Origin of the sequence: Streptococcus sp., from assembly GCF_030825805.1 — a bacterium.
Lineage (GTDB): Bacteria > Bacillota > Bacilli > Lactobacillales > Streptococcaceae > Streptococcus.
In genome coordinates this window covers 1-18,705 of sequence record NZ_JAPJPF010000039.1, presented here as the reverse complement: position 1 = coordinate 18,705, position 18,705 = coordinate 1, and the positions used below count along the sequence as shown (strand labels likewise).

At 43.9% G+C, this 18,705-nt stretch carries 17 protein-coding genes; all 17 read left to right on the top strand.

Annotation, left to right across the window (positions count from 1 at the left end):
- Nucleotides 1–10: 10 nt before the first annotated feature.
- Nucleotides 11–1,012 (top strand): uroporphyrinogen decarboxylase family protein, encoded by a 1,002-nt coding sequence (locus RCH62_RS06795; protein WP_120701297.1) that lies wholly within the window; start codon nucleotides 11–13, stop codon nucleotides 1,010–1,012.
- Between the two features lie 27 nt (nucleotides 1,013–1,039).
- Nucleotides 1,040–1,918 carry a transporter substrate-binding domain-containing protein gene (locus RCH62_RS06790; RefSeq protein ID WP_023022149.1) on the top strand — a complete coding sequence of 293 codons (879 nt, stop codon included), beginning with the start codon at nucleotides 1,040–1,042 and terminating at the stop codon, nucleotides 1,916–1,918.
- A 66-nt stretch (nucleotides 1,919–1,984) separates the two neighbouring features.
- Nucleotides 1,985–2,677 carry an amino acid ABC transporter permease gene (locus tag RCH62_RS06785; RefSeq protein ID WP_306474898.1) on the top strand — a complete coding sequence of 231 codons (693 nt, stop codon included), beginning with the start codon at nucleotides 1,985–1,987 and terminating at the stop codon, nucleotides 2,675–2,677.
- Between the two features lie 3 nt (nucleotides 2,678–2,680).
- Nucleotides 2,681–3,367, top strand: coding sequence for an amino acid ABC transporter permease (locus RCH62_RS06780; protein WP_306474897.1), 687 nt, complete (start codon nucleotides 2,681–2,683; stop codon nucleotides 3,365–3,367).
- A 19-nt stretch (nucleotides 3,368–3,386) separates the two neighbouring features.
- Nucleotides 3,387–4,151, top strand: coding sequence for an amino acid ABC transporter ATP-binding protein (locus RCH62_RS06775; RefSeq protein WP_006595036.1), 765 nt, complete (start codon nucleotides 3,387–3,389; stop codon nucleotides 4,149–4,151).
- Between the two features lie 359 nt (nucleotides 4,152–4,510).
- The gene (locus RCH62_RS06770) at nucleotides 4,511–6,616 is read left to right on the top strand and encodes an AAA family ATPase (protein WP_306474896.1); all 2,106 of its coding nucleotides are present in this window, start codon (nucleotides 4,511–4,513) and stop codon (nucleotides 6,614–6,616) included.
- A gap of 291 nt (nucleotides 6,617–6,907) precedes the next feature.
- Nucleotides 6,908–7,153: a hypothetical protein gene (locus RCH62_RS06765; protein WP_023022151.1), complete on the top strand. Its 246-nt coding sequence runs from the start codon at nucleotides 6,908–6,910 to the stop codon at nucleotides 7,151–7,153.
- Between the two features lie 186 nt (nucleotides 7,154–7,339).
- Nucleotides 7,340–7,669, top strand: coding sequence for a preprotein translocase subunit YajC (gene yajC / locus RCH62_RS06760; protein WP_006595033.1), 330 nt, complete (start codon nucleotides 7,340–7,342; stop codon nucleotides 7,667–7,669).
- A gap of 132 nt (nucleotides 7,670–7,801) precedes the next feature.
- Nucleotides 7,802–8,551 (top strand): isoprenyl transferase, encoded by a 750-nt coding sequence (locus RCH62_RS06755; RefSeq protein ID WP_306474895.1) that lies wholly within the window; start codon nucleotides 7,802–7,804, stop codon nucleotides 8,549–8,551.
- Between the two features lie 11 nt (nucleotides 8,552–8,562).
- Nucleotides 8,563–9,366, top strand: a complete 804-nt coding sequence (locus tag RCH62_RS06750) for a phosphatidate cytidylyltransferase (RefSeq protein ID WP_023027645.1) — start codon at nucleotides 8,563–8,565, stop codon at nucleotides 9,364–9,366.
- Nucleotides 9,367–9,407: 41 nt separating this feature from the next.
- On the top strand, nucleotides 9,408–10,667 hold the full coding sequence (gene rseP, locus RCH62_RS06745; protein WP_048691550.1) for an RIP metalloprotease RseP: 1,260 nt from the start codon (nucleotides 9,408–9,410) through the stop codon (nucleotides 10,665–10,667).
- Between the two features lie 17 nt (nucleotides 10,668–10,684).
- A complete protein-coding gene (locus tag RCH62_RS06740) occupies nucleotides 10,685–12,535 on the top strand; it encodes a proline--tRNA ligase (RefSeq protein WP_306474894.1) in 1,851 nt (616 codons plus the stop codon).
- A gap of 142 nt (nucleotides 12,536–12,677) precedes the next feature.
- Nucleotides 12,678–17,069, top strand: a complete 4,392-nt coding sequence (locus tag RCH62_RS06735) for a PolC-type DNA polymerase III (RefSeq protein WP_306474893.1) — start codon at nucleotides 12,678–12,680, stop codon at nucleotides 17,067–17,069.
- Nucleotides 17,070–17,215: 146 nt separating this feature from the next.
- On the top strand, nucleotides 17,216–17,479 hold the full coding sequence (locus tag RCH62_RS06730; RefSeq protein ID WP_306474892.1) for a type II toxin-antitoxin system RelB/DinJ family antitoxin: 264 nt from the start codon (nucleotides 17,216–17,218) through the stop codon (nucleotides 17,477–17,479).
- Nucleotides 17,472–17,750: a type II toxin-antitoxin system YafQ family toxin gene (locus tag RCH62_RS06725; protein ID WP_120701288.1), complete on the top strand. Its 279-nt coding sequence runs from the start codon at nucleotides 17,472–17,474 to the stop codon at nucleotides 17,748–17,750. The genes RCH62_RS06730 and RCH62_RS06725 overlap by 8 nt, the downstream gene beginning before the upstream one ends.
- A 37-nt stretch (nucleotides 17,751–17,787) precedes the next feature.
- Nucleotides 17,788–18,465 carry a hypothetical protein gene (locus RCH62_RS06720; RefSeq protein ID WP_306474891.1) on the top strand — a complete coding sequence of 226 codons (678 nt, stop codon included), beginning with the start codon at nucleotides 17,788–17,790 and terminating at the stop codon, nucleotides 18,463–18,465.
- A gap of 13 nt (nucleotides 18,466–18,478) precedes the next feature.
- Complete coding sequence (locus RCH62_RS06715; RefSeq protein ID WP_048717639.1) at nucleotides 18,479–18,631, top strand: hypothetical protein; 153 nt, start codon at nucleotides 18,479–18,481, stop codon at nucleotides 18,629–18,631.
- Nucleotides 18,632–18,705: the final 74 nt, after the last annotated feature.

The following is an 18,705-nucleotide window of genomic DNA, read 5'->3' as shown; positions in this document are numbered from 1 at the left end:
AGGTAAGAACATGTCATCAAAAAGAGAATTAGTGTTAAAAGCTTTTAAAGGAGAAACAGTTGACCGTGTGCCAGTTGGCTTTTGGCATCACTTTACAAGGGAAGAAGAATGGTTGAAAGGTTTTTCCAATCCTGAAATTATTGAAAAAAACCTCAATGGTCATAAAAACTTCCTACACAAGGTCAAACCAGACTTTGTCAAACTCATGAGTGATGGCTACTTTGCTTATCCAAACCCAGCTATTTACAAGGGCCTTGAAAACATCTCGGATTTAGCAGGGATTGAACCCCTTGGAGCAGATCATCCATGGATCACAGAGCAGGTAGAATTGGTCAAAAAAATTCGCGCTGGTTTTGAAGAGGACATTGTAGCCATCTACAACATCTTTGCTCCAGTGACCTACTTCAAATGGTTGGTCGGAGAAGTGTCAGGTGGAGATGACTTGATCGCCAACTTTATCGATCAAGATGCAGCCACTCTTAAAAAAGTATTGGATACCATTGGCCAAGATATTGCAAGTTTGAGCCAACGAATCATTAAAGAAGCTGGAGCAGACGGGATCTACCTCAGTGTTCAAAGCATCCAAGATGCGCGTGTCAGTCAGGAAGTTTACAAACAAGTCATCGCGCCTAGTGAACTCCATGTCTTAGAGACAGCTAAGGAAGCCGGTGGCGTAAATATTCTTCATATCTGTGGCTACGAAGGAGCTCGCAATGATATCCATCTCTTCACAGACTATCCAGCCCCAGTCATTAACTGGGCAGTCGGACCCGAAGGGATTAGCCTAGCAGAAGGACGCGAAATCTTCGGTGGACGCACGGTTCTCGGTGGTTTTGAAAATGGCAAAACTGGTCTTCTCTACACAGGAGACAAGGCTGCCATCCAAGCAGAAACCAAACGCATCATCGCAGAGACAGGAACCACAGGCTTGGTCATCGGTGCGGATTGTACTATCCCAAGTGACATTGATGAAGAACGAATCGAATGGATTCGTGAAGCTGCAGCAGAATAAGGAAAATAGAAAGCGAGAAAAGAGAATATGAGTAAAAAAACATGGATTATCGGTGGGGTGGCTGTTCTTGCCCTTGCAGGTGCAACGATTATTGGTCGAAGCTTGAACCACGCAAACGAAAGTAAAGGATCAACAGGATCTAATAAAGTAACAACCTTGAAAGTGGCCCACACGCAAAACTACGTGCCGTATGATTTCGTTGATGAAAAAGGGGAATCAGATGGCTATGAAGTAGCCGTTCTCAAAGCCATTGATGAAAAACTACCAGACTACAAGTTTGAGTACACTGGAACAAGTGATGACGATCTCTTGATCGGTCTAGAATCTGGTAAATACGATATCGGAACCAAAGGAGCTTGGTATACCGAAGAACGTGCCAAGAAATTTATCATTCCAAAAGAACCAATTGGAGCAAGTATCATCGGATTTACCGTTCGGAAAGAAGATGCGAATAAATACAAGAATATCGATGACTTCGCTAAAGAAAAAGGAAAATTGGTTCCAATTTCACCACAAAATGCGCAGTGGAATGTTATTAAAGAATACAATGAGAAGCATAAAGACCAACCAATCGAATTAACAGCTGCGGAATCTTTCAAAGTCGCAGATGCCTATGCTTGGGTTCTTGAAGGACGTTACGATGCCTTCTTTGACATCAAACTTTCCTTTGAAAAAGCTGTCACAGATAAAGATGGTTCTTACCACCAATATGCGGACAAACTGAGCTGGTTTGCCTACAAAGGAATTCCAACTTACCCATTGATCCATAAGGATAAGAAAAACGAAAAATTTGCGGAAGCATACAGCAAGGCTATCAAAGAATTAGAAAAAGATGGCACACTTGCTAAATTGTCGAAAAAATATTTCGGTGAAGATGTCTTCAGTTATGTAGATAAAGAAAAATAAGATGAAACTGGGTGCGCATAGCCCCAGCTTCCTTATTTCTATACGGATACAGAAAGGAAAAGAAACATGGTCTCATACGACATTTCCAAGGTCTGGACTTTTCTCCCAACCTTGGTCCAAGCCCTACCAGCGACCCTAGCTTTGATGGTGTTAACGACGCTTCTAGGTTCGGCATTTGGCTTGGTTTTGACCTGGGCACAAGTATCAGAAGATAAGGTAGGAGCAGGTCTGGCCAAAGGCTATGTCTTTACCTTGCGTTGTACCCCTCCGATTGTCTTGCTCTTTTTGGTCTTTTATGGACTGCCCCAATTTTTGAACTGGTGGTTGGGCATTGACATTGACCACTGGTCCAAGTTTGTCTTTGTCCTTGTTGCCATGTTTCTTCTCTTTGCCGCTATGATCTCTGAGGTCTTCAAGGCAGCCTATTTGGCCATTCCAAAAGGTCAGATGGAAGCGGGCTTGAGTATTGGTTTGACACCAGCTCAGACTATTTGGCGGATTGTCCTTCCACAAGCCTTTCGCGTGGCTCTTCCAAATATGACGACTGCCATCTTGAACCTCATGCGCGATGCGGCTTTGGCTTATACCATTGGCTTTATCGATATCATGGGAGCAGGCAACAACTTGATCAGTCGCAATCTTGGAAATTATTCCCTCGAGACCTATACAGCCGTAGCAGTGATCTACTGGGCTATTGCCCTTGTGATTTCCTTCTCCGCTCAATTGCTTGAAAAACGACTCAGTGTAACAGAAAGGTAGCTTATGGATTTCAATTTTATTAGTAAAACGTTTCTAGCCACCTTGGGTGGTGTTCCAGTGACCCTTCTGATCATGGTCGTATCGATTCTCTTGAGTTTTCTTCCAGCCCTCTTTTTGGCACTCGGTCAGATTTATAAGGTCAAAGGTGTTCGCAGTTTCTCAGTGATTTACTTAGCCTTTATCCGCGCGACACCTCCGATTCTCTTGATTCTCTTCTTTTATAGTCTCTTTCCCAGTCTCTTAAATAGCTTTTTTAAGAGCATAGGCAGTCACTTTAATGTCTTTGAGATCAATCCCATTTACTATGCCTTTATCATCTTTAGCTTGATGACGACAGGAAGTCTGGCTGAAATTTTACGGTCAGCCATTCTGACGGTGGATAAGGGCCAGCTAGAAGCAGCGCAAGCCATTGGCTTGACCAACCGCCAAGCCTATATCCGCATTGTTTTTCCACAAGCCTTGCGTGCGGCCCTGCCTAATCTGTGTAACCTGGTCATCAACTTGGTCAAAGGAACCTCCCTTGTCTTTGTCATGACCATCAAGGATATCACCGCCATTGCCAAGGTCGAAGCCTCTTATGGCTATCAATATTTTGAATCCTATTTAGTGATTTTTATTCTTTATATTGTCATTTGTGGGGTGATTCAGTGGGGATTCAACCTCTTAGAAAAACGCCTGACACTCGCATAGAAGAAGGAGAAATGAGAAGATGTTAGAAGTAGAACACGTATCGAAAAAATTTAAGGACCACCAAGTCTTGGTAGATGTTAATCTCAAGGTCAACCAAGGGGATGTCGTCGTTATTTTGGGTCCATCTGGATCAGGAAAAACAACCTTCCTTCGCTGCCTCAATCACTTGGAAAAGGCAGACACAGGCCGTTTGACTTTGGGTGGAAAAGAGTATGATCTCTCAAAGCTCAGCAAAAAAGAAATTCTAGAAATCCGCCAAAAGACAGCCTTTGTCTTCCAGCATTACAATCTCTTTGCTAATAAAACAGCGATTGAAAATATCTTAGAGGGCCTGATTGTGGCTCGGAAGATTCCAAAAGAAGAAGCCATCCAACGGGCAGAATCCGCCCTTGAAAAAGTCGGCCTCCTCGCTTATAAGGATTACTATCCTTCTCAATTGTCAGGTGGTCAGCAGCAACGGATCGGGATTGCGCGTGCCATCGCAGTGAAACCCGACGTGATCTTGCTGGATGAGCCAACTTCAGCGCTAGACCCAGAATTGGTCGGGGACGTCTTAGATGTCATGAAGCAATTGGCTCAAGAAGGCGTAACCATGGTTGTCGTAACCCATGAGATGGGCTTCGCGCGTGATGTGGCCAACCACGTCATCTTTATGGATGGCGGGCACATCATCGAAGAAAATGAACCGCATGAATTCTTCAACAGTCCAAAAGAAGAACGAACCAAACAATTCCTTTCACGGATTCTATCCGACGCCACCTACAGCGTCGAATACATGATTTGATAAGAGGCACACCCTGGTAAGGGTGTGTTTTTTTGCTTCGGAAAAATTTTTTTAAAAAATGTAAAAAATTATGTAAAAAAGTGTTGACAAAAAACCCAGTCTGCTTTATAATAATTTATGTAAACAAAAAGAGGTTGAGAAAATCTCAAAAGTTTACAGGATCAATAGTGGAAAGGAGATGGTGAAATGCTATTTCCAAAATATAGAAAACTAATTGATAAAAGAAGAAATACAAGATCCTAGCCCTCGAGGCTATTCATTTAAAAGTAAAATAAAATTATGTAAAAAACGTAAAGTAGCCAAATTGGCTACTCATTTTCAAGAATAAATTAAAATTATGTAAACTAGAGGTAACAACTATGAATAACAACTTTAACAATATGGATGATCTTTTCAATCAACTAATGGGAAACATGGGAGGTTTTCGTTCTGAAAGCCGTCGCTATATGATCAACGGTCGTGAAGTGACACCGGAAGAATTCGCTATTTACCGTCAAACTGGACAACTTCCAACTGAAGGAAGCGAGCAAGTGCAACACCATCAAGGTAAAGGCATGAAACAAGATGGGATCCTTGCAAAACTTGGTCGTAACTTGACTGAAGAAGCTCGTGAAGGAAAATTGGATCCAGTTATTGGACGTAATAAAGAAATTCAAGAAACTTCTGAAATTCTTTCTCGCCGTACTAAGAACAATCCTGTTCTTGTTGGTGATGCTGGTGTTGGTAAAACAGCCGTTGTAGAAGGATTGGCCCAAGCTATCGTGAATGGGGATGTCCCAGCTGCTATCAAGAACAAAGAAATCATCTCCATTGATATTTCTGGTCTAGAAGCTGGTACACAATACCGTGGTAGCTTTGAAGAAAATATTCAAAACTTGGTCAACGAAGTTAAAGAAGCTGGAAACATTATCCTCTTCTTTGACGAAATCCACCAAATCCTTGGTGCAGGTAGCACAGGGGATGGTCAAGGATCTAAAGGTCTTGCGGATATCTTGAAACCAGCTCTTTCTCGTGGTGAATTAACCGTGATTGGGGCAACTACTCAAGATGAATACCGTAACACCATCTTGAAAAATGCTGCCCTTGCTCGTCGTTTCAACGAAGTCAAGGTCAATGCTCCATCTGCTGAAGATACCTTCAAGATCCTCCAAGGAATCCGTGAACTGTATCAACAACACCACAATGTGGTCTTGCCAGATGAAGTCTTGAAAGCGGCAGTTGATTATTCTGTTCAATACATTCCACAACGTAGCTTGCCTGATAAGGCCATCGACTTGGTCGATGTGACAGCTGCTCACTTGGCAGCACAACACCCAGTGACAGATGTCCATGCTGTGGAACATGAAATTGAAGAAGAAAAAGCGAAACAAGAAGCTGCAGCTGCTAAAGAAGATTACGAAGCAGCCCTTAATGCAAAAATTCGGATCGAAGAACTTGAAAAACAAATTGCAAACCATACAGAAGATCACAAGGTGACAGCAACTGTCAATGACGTAGCAGAGTCTGTCGAACGGATGACTGGTATTCCAGTATCACAAATGGGTGCAACTGATATCGAACGCTTGAAAGATATGGGTCACCGTTTGCAAACCAAGGTTATTGGTCAAGACAAGGCTGTTGAAGCCGTTGCCAAAGCGATCCGTCGGAACCGTGCAGGCTTTGACGAAGGAAACCGCCCGATCGGTAGCTTCCTCTTCGTAGGTCCTACTGGTGTCGGTAAGACTGAGTTGGCTAAACAATTGGCCCTTGATATGTTTGGTACTAAAGATGCCATCATCCGTTTGGACATGTCAGAATACAGCGACCGTACAGCCGTGTCTAAATTGATCGGTACAACTGCCGGTTATGTCGGTTACGACGACAACAACAATACCTTGACAGAACGTGTTCGCCGTAATCCATACTCTATCGTCCTTCTTGACGAGATTGAAAAGGCGGATCCTCAAGTGATCACCCTTCTCCTTCAAGTATTGGATGATGGTCGTTTGACTGACGGTCAAGGAAACACCGTCAACTTCAAGAATACCGTAATCATCGCTACTTCAAATGCTGGCTTTGGGTACGAAGCCAACTTGACAGAAGATGCGGACAAACCAGAACTCATGGATCGTTTGAAACCATTCTTCCGTCCTGAATTCTTGAACCGTTTTAACGCAGTGATCGAATTCTCACACTTGAGCAAGGAAGACCTTTCTAAGATTGTTGACTTGATGTTAGTAGAAGTGAACAAAACTCTTGCTAAGAAAGACATCGACTTGGTGGTGAGCGATGCTGCCAAAGAATACATGACCGAAGAAGGCTATGATGAAGTTATGGGCGTACGTCCACTCCGTCGGGTGGTTGAACAACAAATCCGTGACAAAGTGACAGACTTCCACTTGGATCACCTTGACGCGAAACACTTGCTAGCAGATATGGAAGATGGAGAATTGGTTATTAAAGAGAATACAAACTCAGAAGAATAACTAGGACATCTAGCACCATAACCGAGAGAAAATCAGTTTGAAAAAGAAGGCTAAGAAGAAATTCTTAGCCTTTTTTATGTCAACAAAAGAAAAATATATAAGGTATAGTTTTATCGTTTTTTTTCCCAGAAAGTGAAAAATGATAAAAAATAGGTATGTTTTTTCATGAATTGATGCTAAATACAGCATGAAAATGCCTTAGAAAGCGTCTGTAAGCAAGATTTTCATATAAATGAACAAATAAATTATATAATATATAAAAGACTAAATTTAAGGGGATAGGAAGATTTTATGAAAAATCCAATTGATATTTATTCGACAAAAGATTATAAGAAAGTTGAAGCTGTCGTTCAATTGATGGTGGATGGAAAGGTGACAAGTTATAGAGTAGCAACTGAGACAGATATTAGTAAGATGAGTCTAGCTACCTTGACAAAAGGAACCAGTAAAATTAAAAACATCACCTATCAAACAGCGATGTTGTTGATTGAATGGTATGATAAAAATCATGAAAAATATGGAATCACAATCGATTAGCAAAAACCTATTTTTTATGGTTTTTTCTTTTTGTAAAAAAGAAAGCACTAGAAAAGCTGTCTGGATCGAATAGTGGCTGGACACCTCCATCCATGGACTTATTTTTTGAAAATCAAGGGTTCGTATTGAAAATACCTATAAAATTTGCTATAGTAGAGCATATATGATTTAAAAAGGAGAAACGGTATGCAAAGTGGTACAACCTTGCTATTTATGCTTGCGCTAATGGTCGGAATGATGTTCTTCATGAGCCGTAGCCAAAAGAAACAATACCAAAAACGGATGGAAAGCTTGAACAAGCTTCAAAAAGGGTATGAAGTGATTACCATCGGTGGTTTGTATGGAACAGTTGATGAAGTAGACACTGAACGTAAAACCGTTGTCTTGGATGTGGATGGCGTATACCTCACATTTGAATTGACAGCTATTAAAACAGTTTTGCCAGTTTCCGAAGGAGTGACAGCTGGTGCAGTTGAAGGCGCTGGTGACTCAGATTCTATCATCGACGGTGAATAATAAGAAAGAGCGATCAAAAGGTCGCTTTTTTCATTTTTAGCTAGATGCCCCCTAGAAAAGGGACTAGACTGCCATTTTAAGCGGATTTATGATATAATGAAGCGATAAAAACAGTGAAATAGGTAGAAAAACATGTTTCGTTTTAAAAAGAAAGAAAAATTAAGTGTTCCCCTAGAAGTGCCCAAGCACATTGGAATCATCATGGATGGGAACGGTCGTTGGGCCAAAAAACGGATGCAACCTCGTGTCTTTGGCCACAAAGCCGGCATGGAGGCTCTGCAAGAAGTAACCATCGCAGCCAAGGAGATGGGAGTGCAAGTCCTAACGGTCTATGCTTTCTCAACTGAAAACTGGACGCGTCCTCAACAGGAAGTGAGCTTTATCATGAATCTTCCAGTTGAATTTTACGATCGCTTTGTTCCAGAACTTCATAGAAATAATGTGAAGATCCAGATGATCGGCGAGGTTTCCCGTCTTCCGAAGGAAACCTTAGAAGCTCTGGAAAAGGCAGAAGTGTTAACCCACTCCAATACAGGCTTGATTTTGAATTTTGCCTTGAACTATGGAGGACGGGCGGAACTGACCCACGCAGTCAAACAAATTGCTCAAGAAGTTCTCGATGCGCACTTAAATCCGGGTGACATTTCAGAAGAGACCATTGCCAATTATCTGTATACCAGTAGTCTACCCAAGGACTTGCGAGATCCTGATCTGATTATTCGGACCAGTGGCGAGCTTCGCTTAAGTAACTTTTTACCTTGGCAAGCAGCCTATAGTGAGCTTTACTTTACCGATGTGATGTGGCCTGACTTTGGAGAAAAGGCCTTGCATGATGCAATAGAAGAATACAGCCATCGTCATCGACGTTTTGGTGGTGTATAGGAGAGAAATAGATGAGAAAAGATTTACAGAAGCGAGTGATTTTTGGGGGAATCGCCCTAGCATTCTTTATCCCAGTTGTCCTTATGGGAGGCCTTGTGTTCCAGATTGTAGTGGGACTTATCGCTATGTTGGGTGTTCATGAATTGTTGAAGATGAAAGGTCTGCAAACTGAAACCATCGAAGGGGCCTTGGCCATGCTAGCAGCTCTTGTGTTGGCGTTGCCCTTAGAGAGTTACCTTCCCTTCTTACCAGCAGGTGGCAATTTCATCGCCTATGGCCTTTTAGTCTTATTATTGATGGGAACGACTGTCTTGGCGCAAGGCTACACCTATGACGAGGTTGTCTATCCGATTGCTTCAAGTTTTTATGTTGGCTTTGGTTTCCATGCTTTGATTCAAGCACGCTTAGCAGGTGTAGATAAGATTCTCTTGGCCCTCTTTATTGTTTGGGCTACGGATTCAGGGGCCTACTTTATTGGGAGCCAGTTCGGTAAGAAAAAACTCTTGCCAAGAGTATCACCTAACAAGACTGTTGAAGGAAGTCTAGGCGGGATTGCTTGTGCTGTCGTTGTGACGATGATCTTTATGATGCTAGATCGCACCGTTGCAGGCTCTTACGGTTGGGTGACCATGATTCTCTTTACCATTCTTTTCAGTATAGCAGCTCAGTTTGGTGACCTAGTCGAAAGTGCCATCAAGCGCCATTTTGGAGTGAAAGACTCTGGCCGTTTTATTCCTGGTCACGGTGGCGTCTTGGATCGATTTGATAGCTTGATTTTTGTTTTCCCACTGATGCTATTCTTTGGTCTGTTTTAAACAGAAATCATCCTATCATCAGATAAAACGAAGGAGCGTGTATGCAATTTATTGCCTTTATTATCATTTTTGGCGTCATTGTCCTGGTACATGAGTTCGGCCATTTCTATTTTGCAAAGAAATCAGGCATCCTTGTTCGCGAGTTTGCGATTGGGATGGGGCCCAAGATTTTTGCCCATGTAGGCAAGGACGGAACAGCCTATACTATTCGAATCCTTCCATTGGGGGGCTATGTCCGAATGGCAGGCTGGGGCGAAGATACAACAGAGATTAAGACAGGAACGCCTGTCAGTCTAACTTTGAACCCTGAGGGAACAGTTGTTCGGATCAACCTTTCTGGGAAAAATATCGATCAGACAGCTCTTCCTATGAATGTTACAGATTTTGATTTTGAGGATAAACTTGAAATCACAGGAATCGTCATCGAAGAGACCAAGACCTATCCCGTCCACCATGATGCCACCATCGTTGAGGAAGATGGGACAGAAGTACGGATTGCTCCTCTGGATGTGCAGTATCAAAATGCTAGTATCTGGGGACGACTCATTACCAACTTTGCGGGTCCTATGAACAACTTTATTCTGAGTATTATTGTGTACTCGCTCCTGGCCTTTATGCAGGGAGGAGCAGTGGACTACTACAGCAACCATGTTCGAGTTGTTCCTCAAGGAGTGGTGGCTAAGGCTGGTCTAAAAGACAATGACCAGATCGTTCAGATTAATGAATACAAGGTTTCCAACTGGGATGAATTGACAGATTCTGTCCAGAAGGCAACCCATAACCAAGGAAAAAATCCAGAAGTAACGATTACCTATGAACGAGACGGGAAGACTCAAAAAGTGACGGTCCAACCAGAAGAAGATGGTGGACGCTATTATATCGGTGTGACCAATGCTGTCAAGACGGGCTTTTTCGATAAGCTTCTGTCAGGTGTGACAGATACTTGGTACACAGCAACTCGTATCTTAACGGCCTTGAAGGATATCCTCTTCCACTTTAGTTTGAACAAGTTAGGTGGTCCGGTAGCGATCTACAAAGCGAGTTCGCAAGCCGCGGAGCTTGGACTTCCAGCTATCCTGTCCCTGATGGCCATGTTGTCCATCAATATCGGAATCTTTAACTTGATTCCCATTCCGGCCTTGGATGGTGGAAAAATCTTGATCAATTTGATCGAGCTGGTTCGTCGGAAACCACTCAAGCAGGAGGTAGAGACCTACTTAACCCTTGCTGGAGTGGCGGTCATGGTTATCTTGATGATTGCCGTTACTTGGAACGATATTATGAAATTATTTTTGAAATAGAAAAGGAATGAATCTGAATGAAACAAAGTAAAATGCTTATTCCAACACTTCGCGAAATGCCAAGTGATGCGCAGGTCATCAGCCACGCTTTGATGCTTCGTGCTGGTTATGTTCGTCAAGTATCAGCAGGTGTTTATTCATATCTGCCATTGGCTAACCGTGTGATCGAAAAAGCTAAGAAGATCATGCGCCAAGAATTTGATAAGATTGGTGCGGTTGAGATGTTGGCTCCAGCCCTTCTCAGTGCTGACCTTTGGCGTGAATCTGGCCGTTATGAAACTTACGGTGAAGACTTGTATAAATTGAAAAATCGTGAGAAGTCAGACTTTATCCTAGGTCCAACTCACGAAGAAACGTTCACAGCAATTGTCCGTGATTCTGTCAAGTCTTACAAGCAATTGCCACTGAACTTGTACCAAATCCAGCCTAAGTACCGTGACGAAAAACGTCCACGGAACGGCCTCCTTCGTACGCGTGAATTCATCATGAAAGATGGTTATAGTTTCCACGCTAACTACGATAGCTTGGATGTGACCTATGATGAATACAAGGCAGCCTACGAGCGTATCTTCACTCGCAGTGGTTTGGATTTTAAAGCCATCATCGGTGATGGTGGTGCTATGGGTGGTAAGGACAGCCAAGAATTTATGGCCATTACTCCTTCGCGTACAGACCTTGACCGTTGGGTGGTGTTAGACAAGTCTGTTGCATCATTTGACGAGATTCCTGCAGAAGTGCAAGAAGAAATCAAGGCAGAATTGCTCAAATGGATGGTTTCTGGTGAAGATACCATTGCCTACTCAAGTGAGTCAAGCTATGCGGCCAACTTGGAAATGGCAACCAACGCCTACAAACCAAGCAACCGTGTTGTGACGGAAGAAGAAGTGACTCGCGTGGAAACACCAGGTGTCAAATCGATTGATGAAGTCGCAGCCTTCTTGAAGATCTCTGAAGAGCAAACTATCAAGACCTTGGTTTATATCGCAGACGAGGAGCCAGTTGTAGCCCTACTCGTCGGCAATGACCAACTCAATGAAGTCAAATTGAAAAACCACCTTGGAGCAGACTTCTTGGAACCTGCAACTGAGACAGAAGTGAAAGAATTGTTGGGAGCGGACTTTGGTTCACTTGGCCCAGTCAATCTTCCAGAAAATGTTAAAATCATTGCTGACCGCAAGGTGCAAGATAGCCGCAATGCGGTTGTTGGTGCCAACGAAGATGGCTACCACTTGACGGGTGTCAACCCAGGTCGTGACTTCACTGCTGAGTATGTGGATATCCGTGAAGTTCGTGAGGGGGAAATCTCACCAGACGGACAAGGTATTCTTAACTTTGCGCGTGGAATCGAAATCGGTCACATCTTTAAACTTGGAACTCGTTACTCAGCAAGTATGGGAGCAGATGTCTTGGATGAAAATGGCCGTGCTGTGCCAATCATCATGGGCTGTTACGGTATCGGTGTTAGCCGTCTCCTTTCAGCCGTTATGGAACAACACGCTCGCCTCTTTGTTAACAAAACACCTAAAGGTGAATACCGTTATGCTTGGGGCATCAACTTCCCTAAAGAATTGGCGCCGTTTGATGTGCACTTGATTCCAGTCAATGTCAAGGATGAAGCTTCTCTTGAATTGACAAGCAAGATCGAAGACCAATTGGTCAAGGCTGGCTACGAAGTCTTGGTAGACGACCGTAACGAACGTGCTGGTGTTAAATTTAGCGATAGTGACTTGATTGGTTTGCCAATCCGCATCACTGTCGGAAAGAAAGCAGCTGACGGTGTCGTAGAAGTGAAAATCAAAGCTTCAGGCGACACGATTGAAGTGCATGCAGACAACCTGATTGAAACTCTTTCCATTTTAAATAAATAAGCAATGGTAGAAGACTAGGATTCTCAACATCCTAGCCTTCTTTTTTGTAAGCTGATCCAACTAGCTGAAAGGATCTTCTTATAGTCGAAAAGTTAGGCGAATTATGATAAAATAAAGGCTAGTAATTCGTCAGGGAGAAATCATGTCAACTAGCTTTGAAATCTTAATGAATCAGTTGGGAATGCCTTTGGAAATGCGTGAATCAGACGCTTTTAAAGGGGCTGAAATCCAAGAGGTCATCGTCCATAAGCTCAGTCGTGTTTGGGAATTTCGTTTTGTTTTTGCCGAAATTCTTCCCATCACGATTTTTCAGGAGCTCAAAAACCGCTTGGCTGAGGAGTTTTCAAAGACAGGAAATCGAGCGGTGTTTGAGATTCATGTGAAGAATCCAACTTTTAGTGAGGAGCTCTTGCAAGCCTATTATCAGGAGGCTTTTGAAGATGGTCCCTGTGCGAGCCAGGGTTTTAAGAGCATGTATCAGCACCTACAAGTCCGCTCTCAAGGAGAAGAGTTGATCATTAGTGGCCCTTCATCTGTGGATACGGAGCACCACCGGAAAAACCATCTGCCTAATCTTGCTAGTCAATTGACCAAGTTTGGTTTTCCTCATTTCCAGTGTCGGGTTGAGGCGGATGACCAGTTGACAGAAGAACTCCATCAAGCCTTCGAGGCTGAAAAGGATCAAATCTTCCAAGCAGCTAATGAAGAAACCTTGAGGGCCATGGAGTCCTTGTCTCAAATGGCCCCACCACCAGCAGAGGAAAAACCAGCCTTTGATTTCAAGGCCAAAAAGGCTGTGGCCAAGCCCAAGCTGGATAAGGCAGAAGTCACTCCTATGATTGATATCACGACAGAAGAGAACCGCATTGTCTTTGAAGGAGTGGTCTTTGATGTTGAGCAAAAGGTGACGCGGACAGGTCGGGTCTTGATCAATTTCAAGATGACCGACTATACCTCCAGTTTTTCGCTCCAAAAATGGGCTAAAAATGAAGAAGAAGCTCAGAAGTTTGATATGATCAAGAAAAATTCTTGGTTGCGGGTCCGTGGGAATATTGAGGTCAATAACTTTACCCGAGATTTGACCATGAATGTCCAGGATGTCCAAGAAGTGGTCCACTATGAGCGCAAGGATCTGATGCCAGAAGGCGAGCGTCGGGTCGAGTTCCATGCCCATACCAATATGTCGACTATGGATGCCCTACCTGAGGTAGAGGAGCTAGTCGCAAAAGCAGCCAAATGGGGTCACAAAGCAGTGGCTATCACAGACCATGGAAATGTGCAGTCCTTCCCTCATGGCTATAAGGCTGCCAAGAAAGCTGGTATCCAACTCATCTATGGGATGGAAGCCAATATCGTCGAAGACCGTGTGCCGATTACCTACAATGAAGTCGATCTAGACCTTCATGAAGCAACCTATGTGGTTTTTGACGTGGAAACGACTGGACTTTCAGCGATTTACAATGATTTGATTCAAGTTGCCGCATCTAAAATGCACAAGGGCAATATCATCGCTGAATTCGATGAGTTCATCAATCCAGGTCATCCTATCTCTGCCTTTACAACGGACCTGACAGGCATTACCGACGATCATGTTCGCAATGCCAAACCTTTGAAACAAGTCCTAGAGGAGTTCCAGGAATTCTGTCAGGATGCGGTGTTGGTTGCCCATAATGCCACCTTTGACGTGGGCTTCATGAATGCCAACTATGAGCGTCATGGCCTTCCAAAAATCACTCAGCCAGTGATTGATACGTTAGAGTTCGCGCGTAACCTTTATCCAGAGTACAAGCGTCATGGTTTGGGTCCCTTGACCAAGCGCTTCGGCGTTGCCTTGGAGCACCACCACATGGCCAACTATGACGCGGAAGCGACGGGTCGCTTGCTCTTTATCTTTATCAAGGATGTCGCAGAAAAACATGGCGTGACCAATCTAGCCAAGTTGAATGTAGATCTAATTAGTCCAGATTCCTATAAAAAGGCACGGGTCAAACACGCGACCATCTATGTCAAGAACCAGACCGGCTTGAAAAATATGTTCAAATTGGTCTCTCTTTCCAATACTCAATATTTTGAGAGTGTTCCTCGGATTCCGCGGACAGTTTTAGATGCCCATCGAGAAGGCTTGATCCTGGGATCGGCTTGTTCTGAAGGAGAGGTCTTTGACGCGGTCGTTTCTCAAGGAGTTGACGCAGCAGTCGAAGTAGCCAAGTATTATGACTTTATTGAGGTGATGCCTCCAGCCATCTATGCGCCCCTCATTGCCAAAGAGCAGGTCAAAGACATGGAGGAGCTCCAGAACATCATCAAGAGCTTGATTGAGGTGGGAGATCGCCTTGGCAAACCGGTCCTCGCGACAGGAAATGTCCACTATCTTGAGCCTGAGGAAGAGATTTATCGGGAAATTATTGTCCGCAGTCTTGGGCAAGGAGCTATGATCAACCGGACGATCGGTCATGGAGAAAATGCTCAACCAGCACCCCTGCCAAAAGCTCATTTCCGTACAACCAATGAAATGCTGGATGAATTTGCCTTCCTAGGGGAAGACTTGGCGCGAAAATTGGTCATTGAAAATACCAACGCACTGGCAGAAATCTTTGAACCTGTTGAAGTGGTCAAGGGTGACCTCTATACGCCATTTATCGACAAGGCCGAAGAGACAGTTGCCGAATTGACCTATCAGAAGGCCTTTGAAATCTATGGCAATCCGCTACCTGATATTGTCGATCTACGGATTGAAAAAGAGTTGACCTCTATCCTTGGGAATGGCTTCGCCGTGATCTATCTGGCTTCCCAACTCTTGGTGCATCGTTCCAATGAACGGGGCTACCTGGTGGGTTCACGGGGGTCTGTCGGATCCAGTTTCGTGGCGACCATGATCGGGATTACCGAGGTTAATCCGCTTTCTCCTCACTATGTCTGTGGTCAGTGCCAGTACAGTGAGTTTATCACCGATGGTTCCTATGGTTCAGGATTTGATATGCCTAATAAAGACTGCCCAAACTGTGGCCACAAGCTCAGCAAAAATGGACAGGATATTCCCTTTGAAACCTTCCTTGGTTTTGATGGGGACAAGGTACCCGATATCGATTTGAACTTCTCAGGGGAAGACCAGCCGAGCGCCCACTTGGATGTTCGCGATATCTTTGGGGAAGAATATGCCTTCCGGGCAGGAACGGTTGGTACCGTGGCTGCCAAGACCGCCTATGGCTTTGTCAAGGGCTATGAGCGAGATTATGGCAAGTACTACCGGGATGCAGAGGTAGAACGTCTAGCCCAAGGAGCCGCTGGGGTCAAACGGACGACTGGTCAGCACCCAGGGGGAATCGTTGTTATTCCAAACTATATGGACGTCTATGACTTTACTCCGGTCCAGTACCCGGCTGATGACGTGACCGCCGAATGGCAGACAACCCACTTTAACTTCCACGATATCGATGAGAACGTCCTCAAGCTCGATGTCCTGGGACACGATGATCCGACCATGATTCGGAAGCTTCAGGACTTGTCAGGCATTGATCCGAATGATATCCCTATGGATGATCCAGGGGTCATGGCCCTCTTCTCAGGGACCGATATCCTAGGAGTCACGCCAGAGCAAATCGGTACCTCGACCGGTATGCTGGGAATTCCAGAGTTTGGGACCAACTTTGTTCGAGGCATGGTGGATGAAACCCATCCGACGACCTTTGCCGAGTTGCTCCAGCTTTCTGGTTTGTCTCACGGTACCGACGTATGGTTGGGAAATGCCCAAGACTTGATTAAGGCGGGAATTGCGGACCTATCAACCGTTATCGGATGTCGGGACGACATCATGGTTTACCTCATGCATGCTGGCCTAGATCCAAAAATGGCCTTTACCATCATGGAGCGGGTGCGGAAAGGCATGTGGCTCAAGATTCCTGAAGAGGAGCGCAATGGCTATATCGAGGCCATGAAGGCTAACAATGTACCTGAATGGTACATCGAATCTTGTGGGAAAATCAAGTACATGTTCCCCAAAGCCCATGCGGCAGCCTACGTTATGATGGCCTTGCGGGTGGCTTACTTTAAGGTTCATCATCCTCTCTACTATTACTGTGCTTACTTCTCAATCCGTGCCAAGGCCTTTGATATCAAGACCATGGGCGCAGGACTAGAAGCCGTGAAAGCGCGGATGAAGGAGATTGCTGAAAAACGCAAGAACAACGAAGCTTCCAACGTAGAAATTGACCTTTACACGACGCTTGAAATTGTCAATGAGATGTGGGAGCGAGGTTTCAAGTTTGGCAAGCTAGATCTCTATCGTAGTGATGCGACGGAATTCATCATCGATGGAGATACCCTTATTCCACCATTTGTCGCCATGGATGGATTGGGAGAAAACGTAGCCAAGCAGATTGTGCGAGCTCGCAAAGAAGGAGAATTCCTCTCTAAAACAGAGTTGCGCAAACGTGGCGGTGTCTCCTCAACCTTAGTGGAAAAGATGGACGAGATGGGAATCCTTGGCAATATGCCAGAAGACAACCAGCTCAGTCTCTTTGATGATTTGTTTTGATGGAGACAAAACATTTATAAAAAGTTGATGAAGTTTCATCTTGATTAAAACTAAACAGCAAAACTAATAGTAGGCTATTGTATATTCGATAGATTTACAATAGCCTTCTTTTTTGTTACAATAATCAATAGAAAGAAGGTGAGAATATGTCTAAGACGAGTATGAGTATTCGTTTGGATAGTGAGGTTAAGGAACAGGCTCAACAGGTTTTTAACCATTTAGGGATGGATATGACTACAGCCATCAACATTTTCCTCCGTCAGGCTATTCAATATCAGGGTCTACCGTTTGATGTAAAGATAGATGAAAACAGGAAATTGCTTCAAGTCGTCACGGATGTAGAGCAAAATCGGAATATGAGTCGGTCTTTTGAATCTGTCTCAGACTTGATGAAGGACTTGCGTGCTTAAGATTCGCTATCATAAACAGTTTAAAAAAGATTTTAAGGTGGCAATGAGGCGTGGATTGAAAGCAGATTTGTTTGAAGAAGTCTTGCATTTTCTGATTCAAGAAAAAGAACTTCCTGTCAGATATCGTGACCATCAATTGACTGATTCCAAGCATTTCCAAGGTGTTCGGGAGTGTCATATCCAGCCGGATTGGCTTTTGGTGTATAAAGTGGACAAGGATGAATTGATTTTAAACTTGCTGAGGACAGGAAGTCATAGTGATTTGTTCTAATGGATTCAAATATCCTCGCTCGGTTTGAGGTTGGCTAATGATAGAAAAGAAAAAAAGAGCAACACCCTGGAAGTCAGGGAAAGTCATTTCCATTCGCCTACGGAATGGCGTCTATGTCTTAGCGCAAATGGTCCGAGAGCCCTATCTGGTGTTTTTTAACCATTTTAAGGAGGACAATTGCTGGAAGGGAGTGACCTTGAAAGAGGAGGATATTCTCTTTTGTAAAGCAGTCACTCGTCAGTTTCTACGCTACAGTCCTGTAACGATTGTCAAAGATCTTGAGCCTCTGTTAGATTATCGGCTACCCAAAGAATGGATTTACAGCCATATGGAAGGGCATCCGATTACGGTTTCGGTGAAGGGACGGGAGCGCCAACTTGCAGGTTTTGGTAGACGTTGTTCTTTGGTTCTAGCGGATAAGGATAGTGGACAACCAGAGGATAATCCTCTAATGGGACTCTTCCAAGCCTATATCCTACCAGATATCCAAGAGCAAGATTGGGAGCGGGTAGGTCAGGCTGAGCTCATGTCGATTGAAGCCTTTCCGACGCTCAATGAACGTCTCTATCTCTGCTTTCTCCATGGGAAAAATGTGAATCCAGAGCTAGATATCTCTTTAGGAAAGCCCTTGCTTGATGACTATGAAACTTATGTAGATATCCTCACTAACAGCCCAGAGGCTCAACATCTCTATCTAGGAGAGTACGAAGAATAAGAAAGGACATTTGATGAAACTTAGAATTTTTGCGGAAAACAAGCCAGCTCAAAAGGTTTTTGAATATCAGTTAGAGCTTGCTGATCAGACAATTCTTCTATCGACAGCACTCTTGTCAGGTGCAATTGCTTTGGCAGGATTATTTTCTGCTTTGAAAGAAAAATAAATATAGAAAAGGATTGAACATGGTTTTACCAAATTTTAAAGAAAACTTAGAAAAATACGCAAAATTGTTGGTGG

Coding starts and splice junctions, on each gene's coding strand:
- yajC (WP_006595033.1), top strand. CDS start 7,340: ATGCAAAGTGGTACAACCTTGCTATTTATGCTTGCGCTAATGGTCGGA.
- RCH62_RS06780 (WP_306474897.1), top strand. CDS start 2,681: ATGGATTTCAATTTTATTAGTAAAACGTTTCTAGCCACCTTGGGTGGT.
- RCH62_RS06730 (WP_306474892.1), top strand. CDS start 17,216: ATGTCTAAGACGAGTATGAGTATTCGTTTGGATAGTGAGGTTAAGGAA.
- RCH62_RS06715 (WP_048717639.1), top strand. CDS start 18,479: ATGAAACTTAGAATTTTTGCGGAAAACAAGCCAGCTCAAAAGGTTTTT.
- RCH62_RS06785 (WP_306474898.1), top strand. CDS start 1,985: ATGGTCTCATACGACATTTCCAAGGTCTGGACTTTTCTCCCAACCTTG.
- RCH62_RS06735 (WP_306474893.1), top strand. CDS start 12,678: ATGTCAACTAGCTTTGAAATCTTAATGAATCAGTTGGGAATGCCTTTG.
- RCH62_RS06720 (WP_306474891.1), top strand. CDS start 17,788: ATGATAGAAAAGAAAAAAAGAGCAACACCCTGGAAGTCAGGGAAAGTC.
- RCH62_RS06755 (WP_306474895.1), top strand. CDS start 7,802: ATGTTTCGTTTTAAAAAGAAAGAAAAATTAAGTGTTCCCCTAGAAGTG.
- rseP (WP_048691550.1), top strand. CDS start 9,408: ATGCAATTTATTGCCTTTATTATCATTTTTGGCGTCATTGTCCTGGTA.
- RCH62_RS06740 (WP_306474894.1), top strand. CDS start 10,685: ATGAAACAAAGTAAAATGCTTATTCCAACACTTCGCGAAATGCCAAGT.
- RCH62_RS06765 (WP_023022151.1), top strand. CDS start 6,908: ATGAAAAATCCAATTGATATTTATTCGACAAAAGATTATAAGAAAGTT.
- RCH62_RS06770 (WP_306474896.1), top strand. CDS start 4,511: ATGAATAACAACTTTAACAATATGGATGATCTTTTCAATCAACTAATG.
- RCH62_RS06750 (WP_023027645.1), top strand. CDS start 8,563: ATGAGAAAAGATTTACAGAAGCGAGTGATTTTTGGGGGAATCGCCCTA.
- RCH62_RS06790 (WP_023022149.1), top strand. CDS start 1,040: ATGAGTAAAAAAACATGGATTATCGGTGGGGTGGCTGTTCTTGCCCTT.
- RCH62_RS06775 (WP_006595036.1), top strand. CDS start 3,387: ATGTTAGAAGTAGAACACGTATCGAAAAAATTTAAGGACCACCAAGTC.
- RCH62_RS06795 (WP_120701297.1), top strand. CDS start 11: ATGTCATCAAAAAGAGAATTAGTGTTAAAAGCTTTTAAAGGAGAAACA.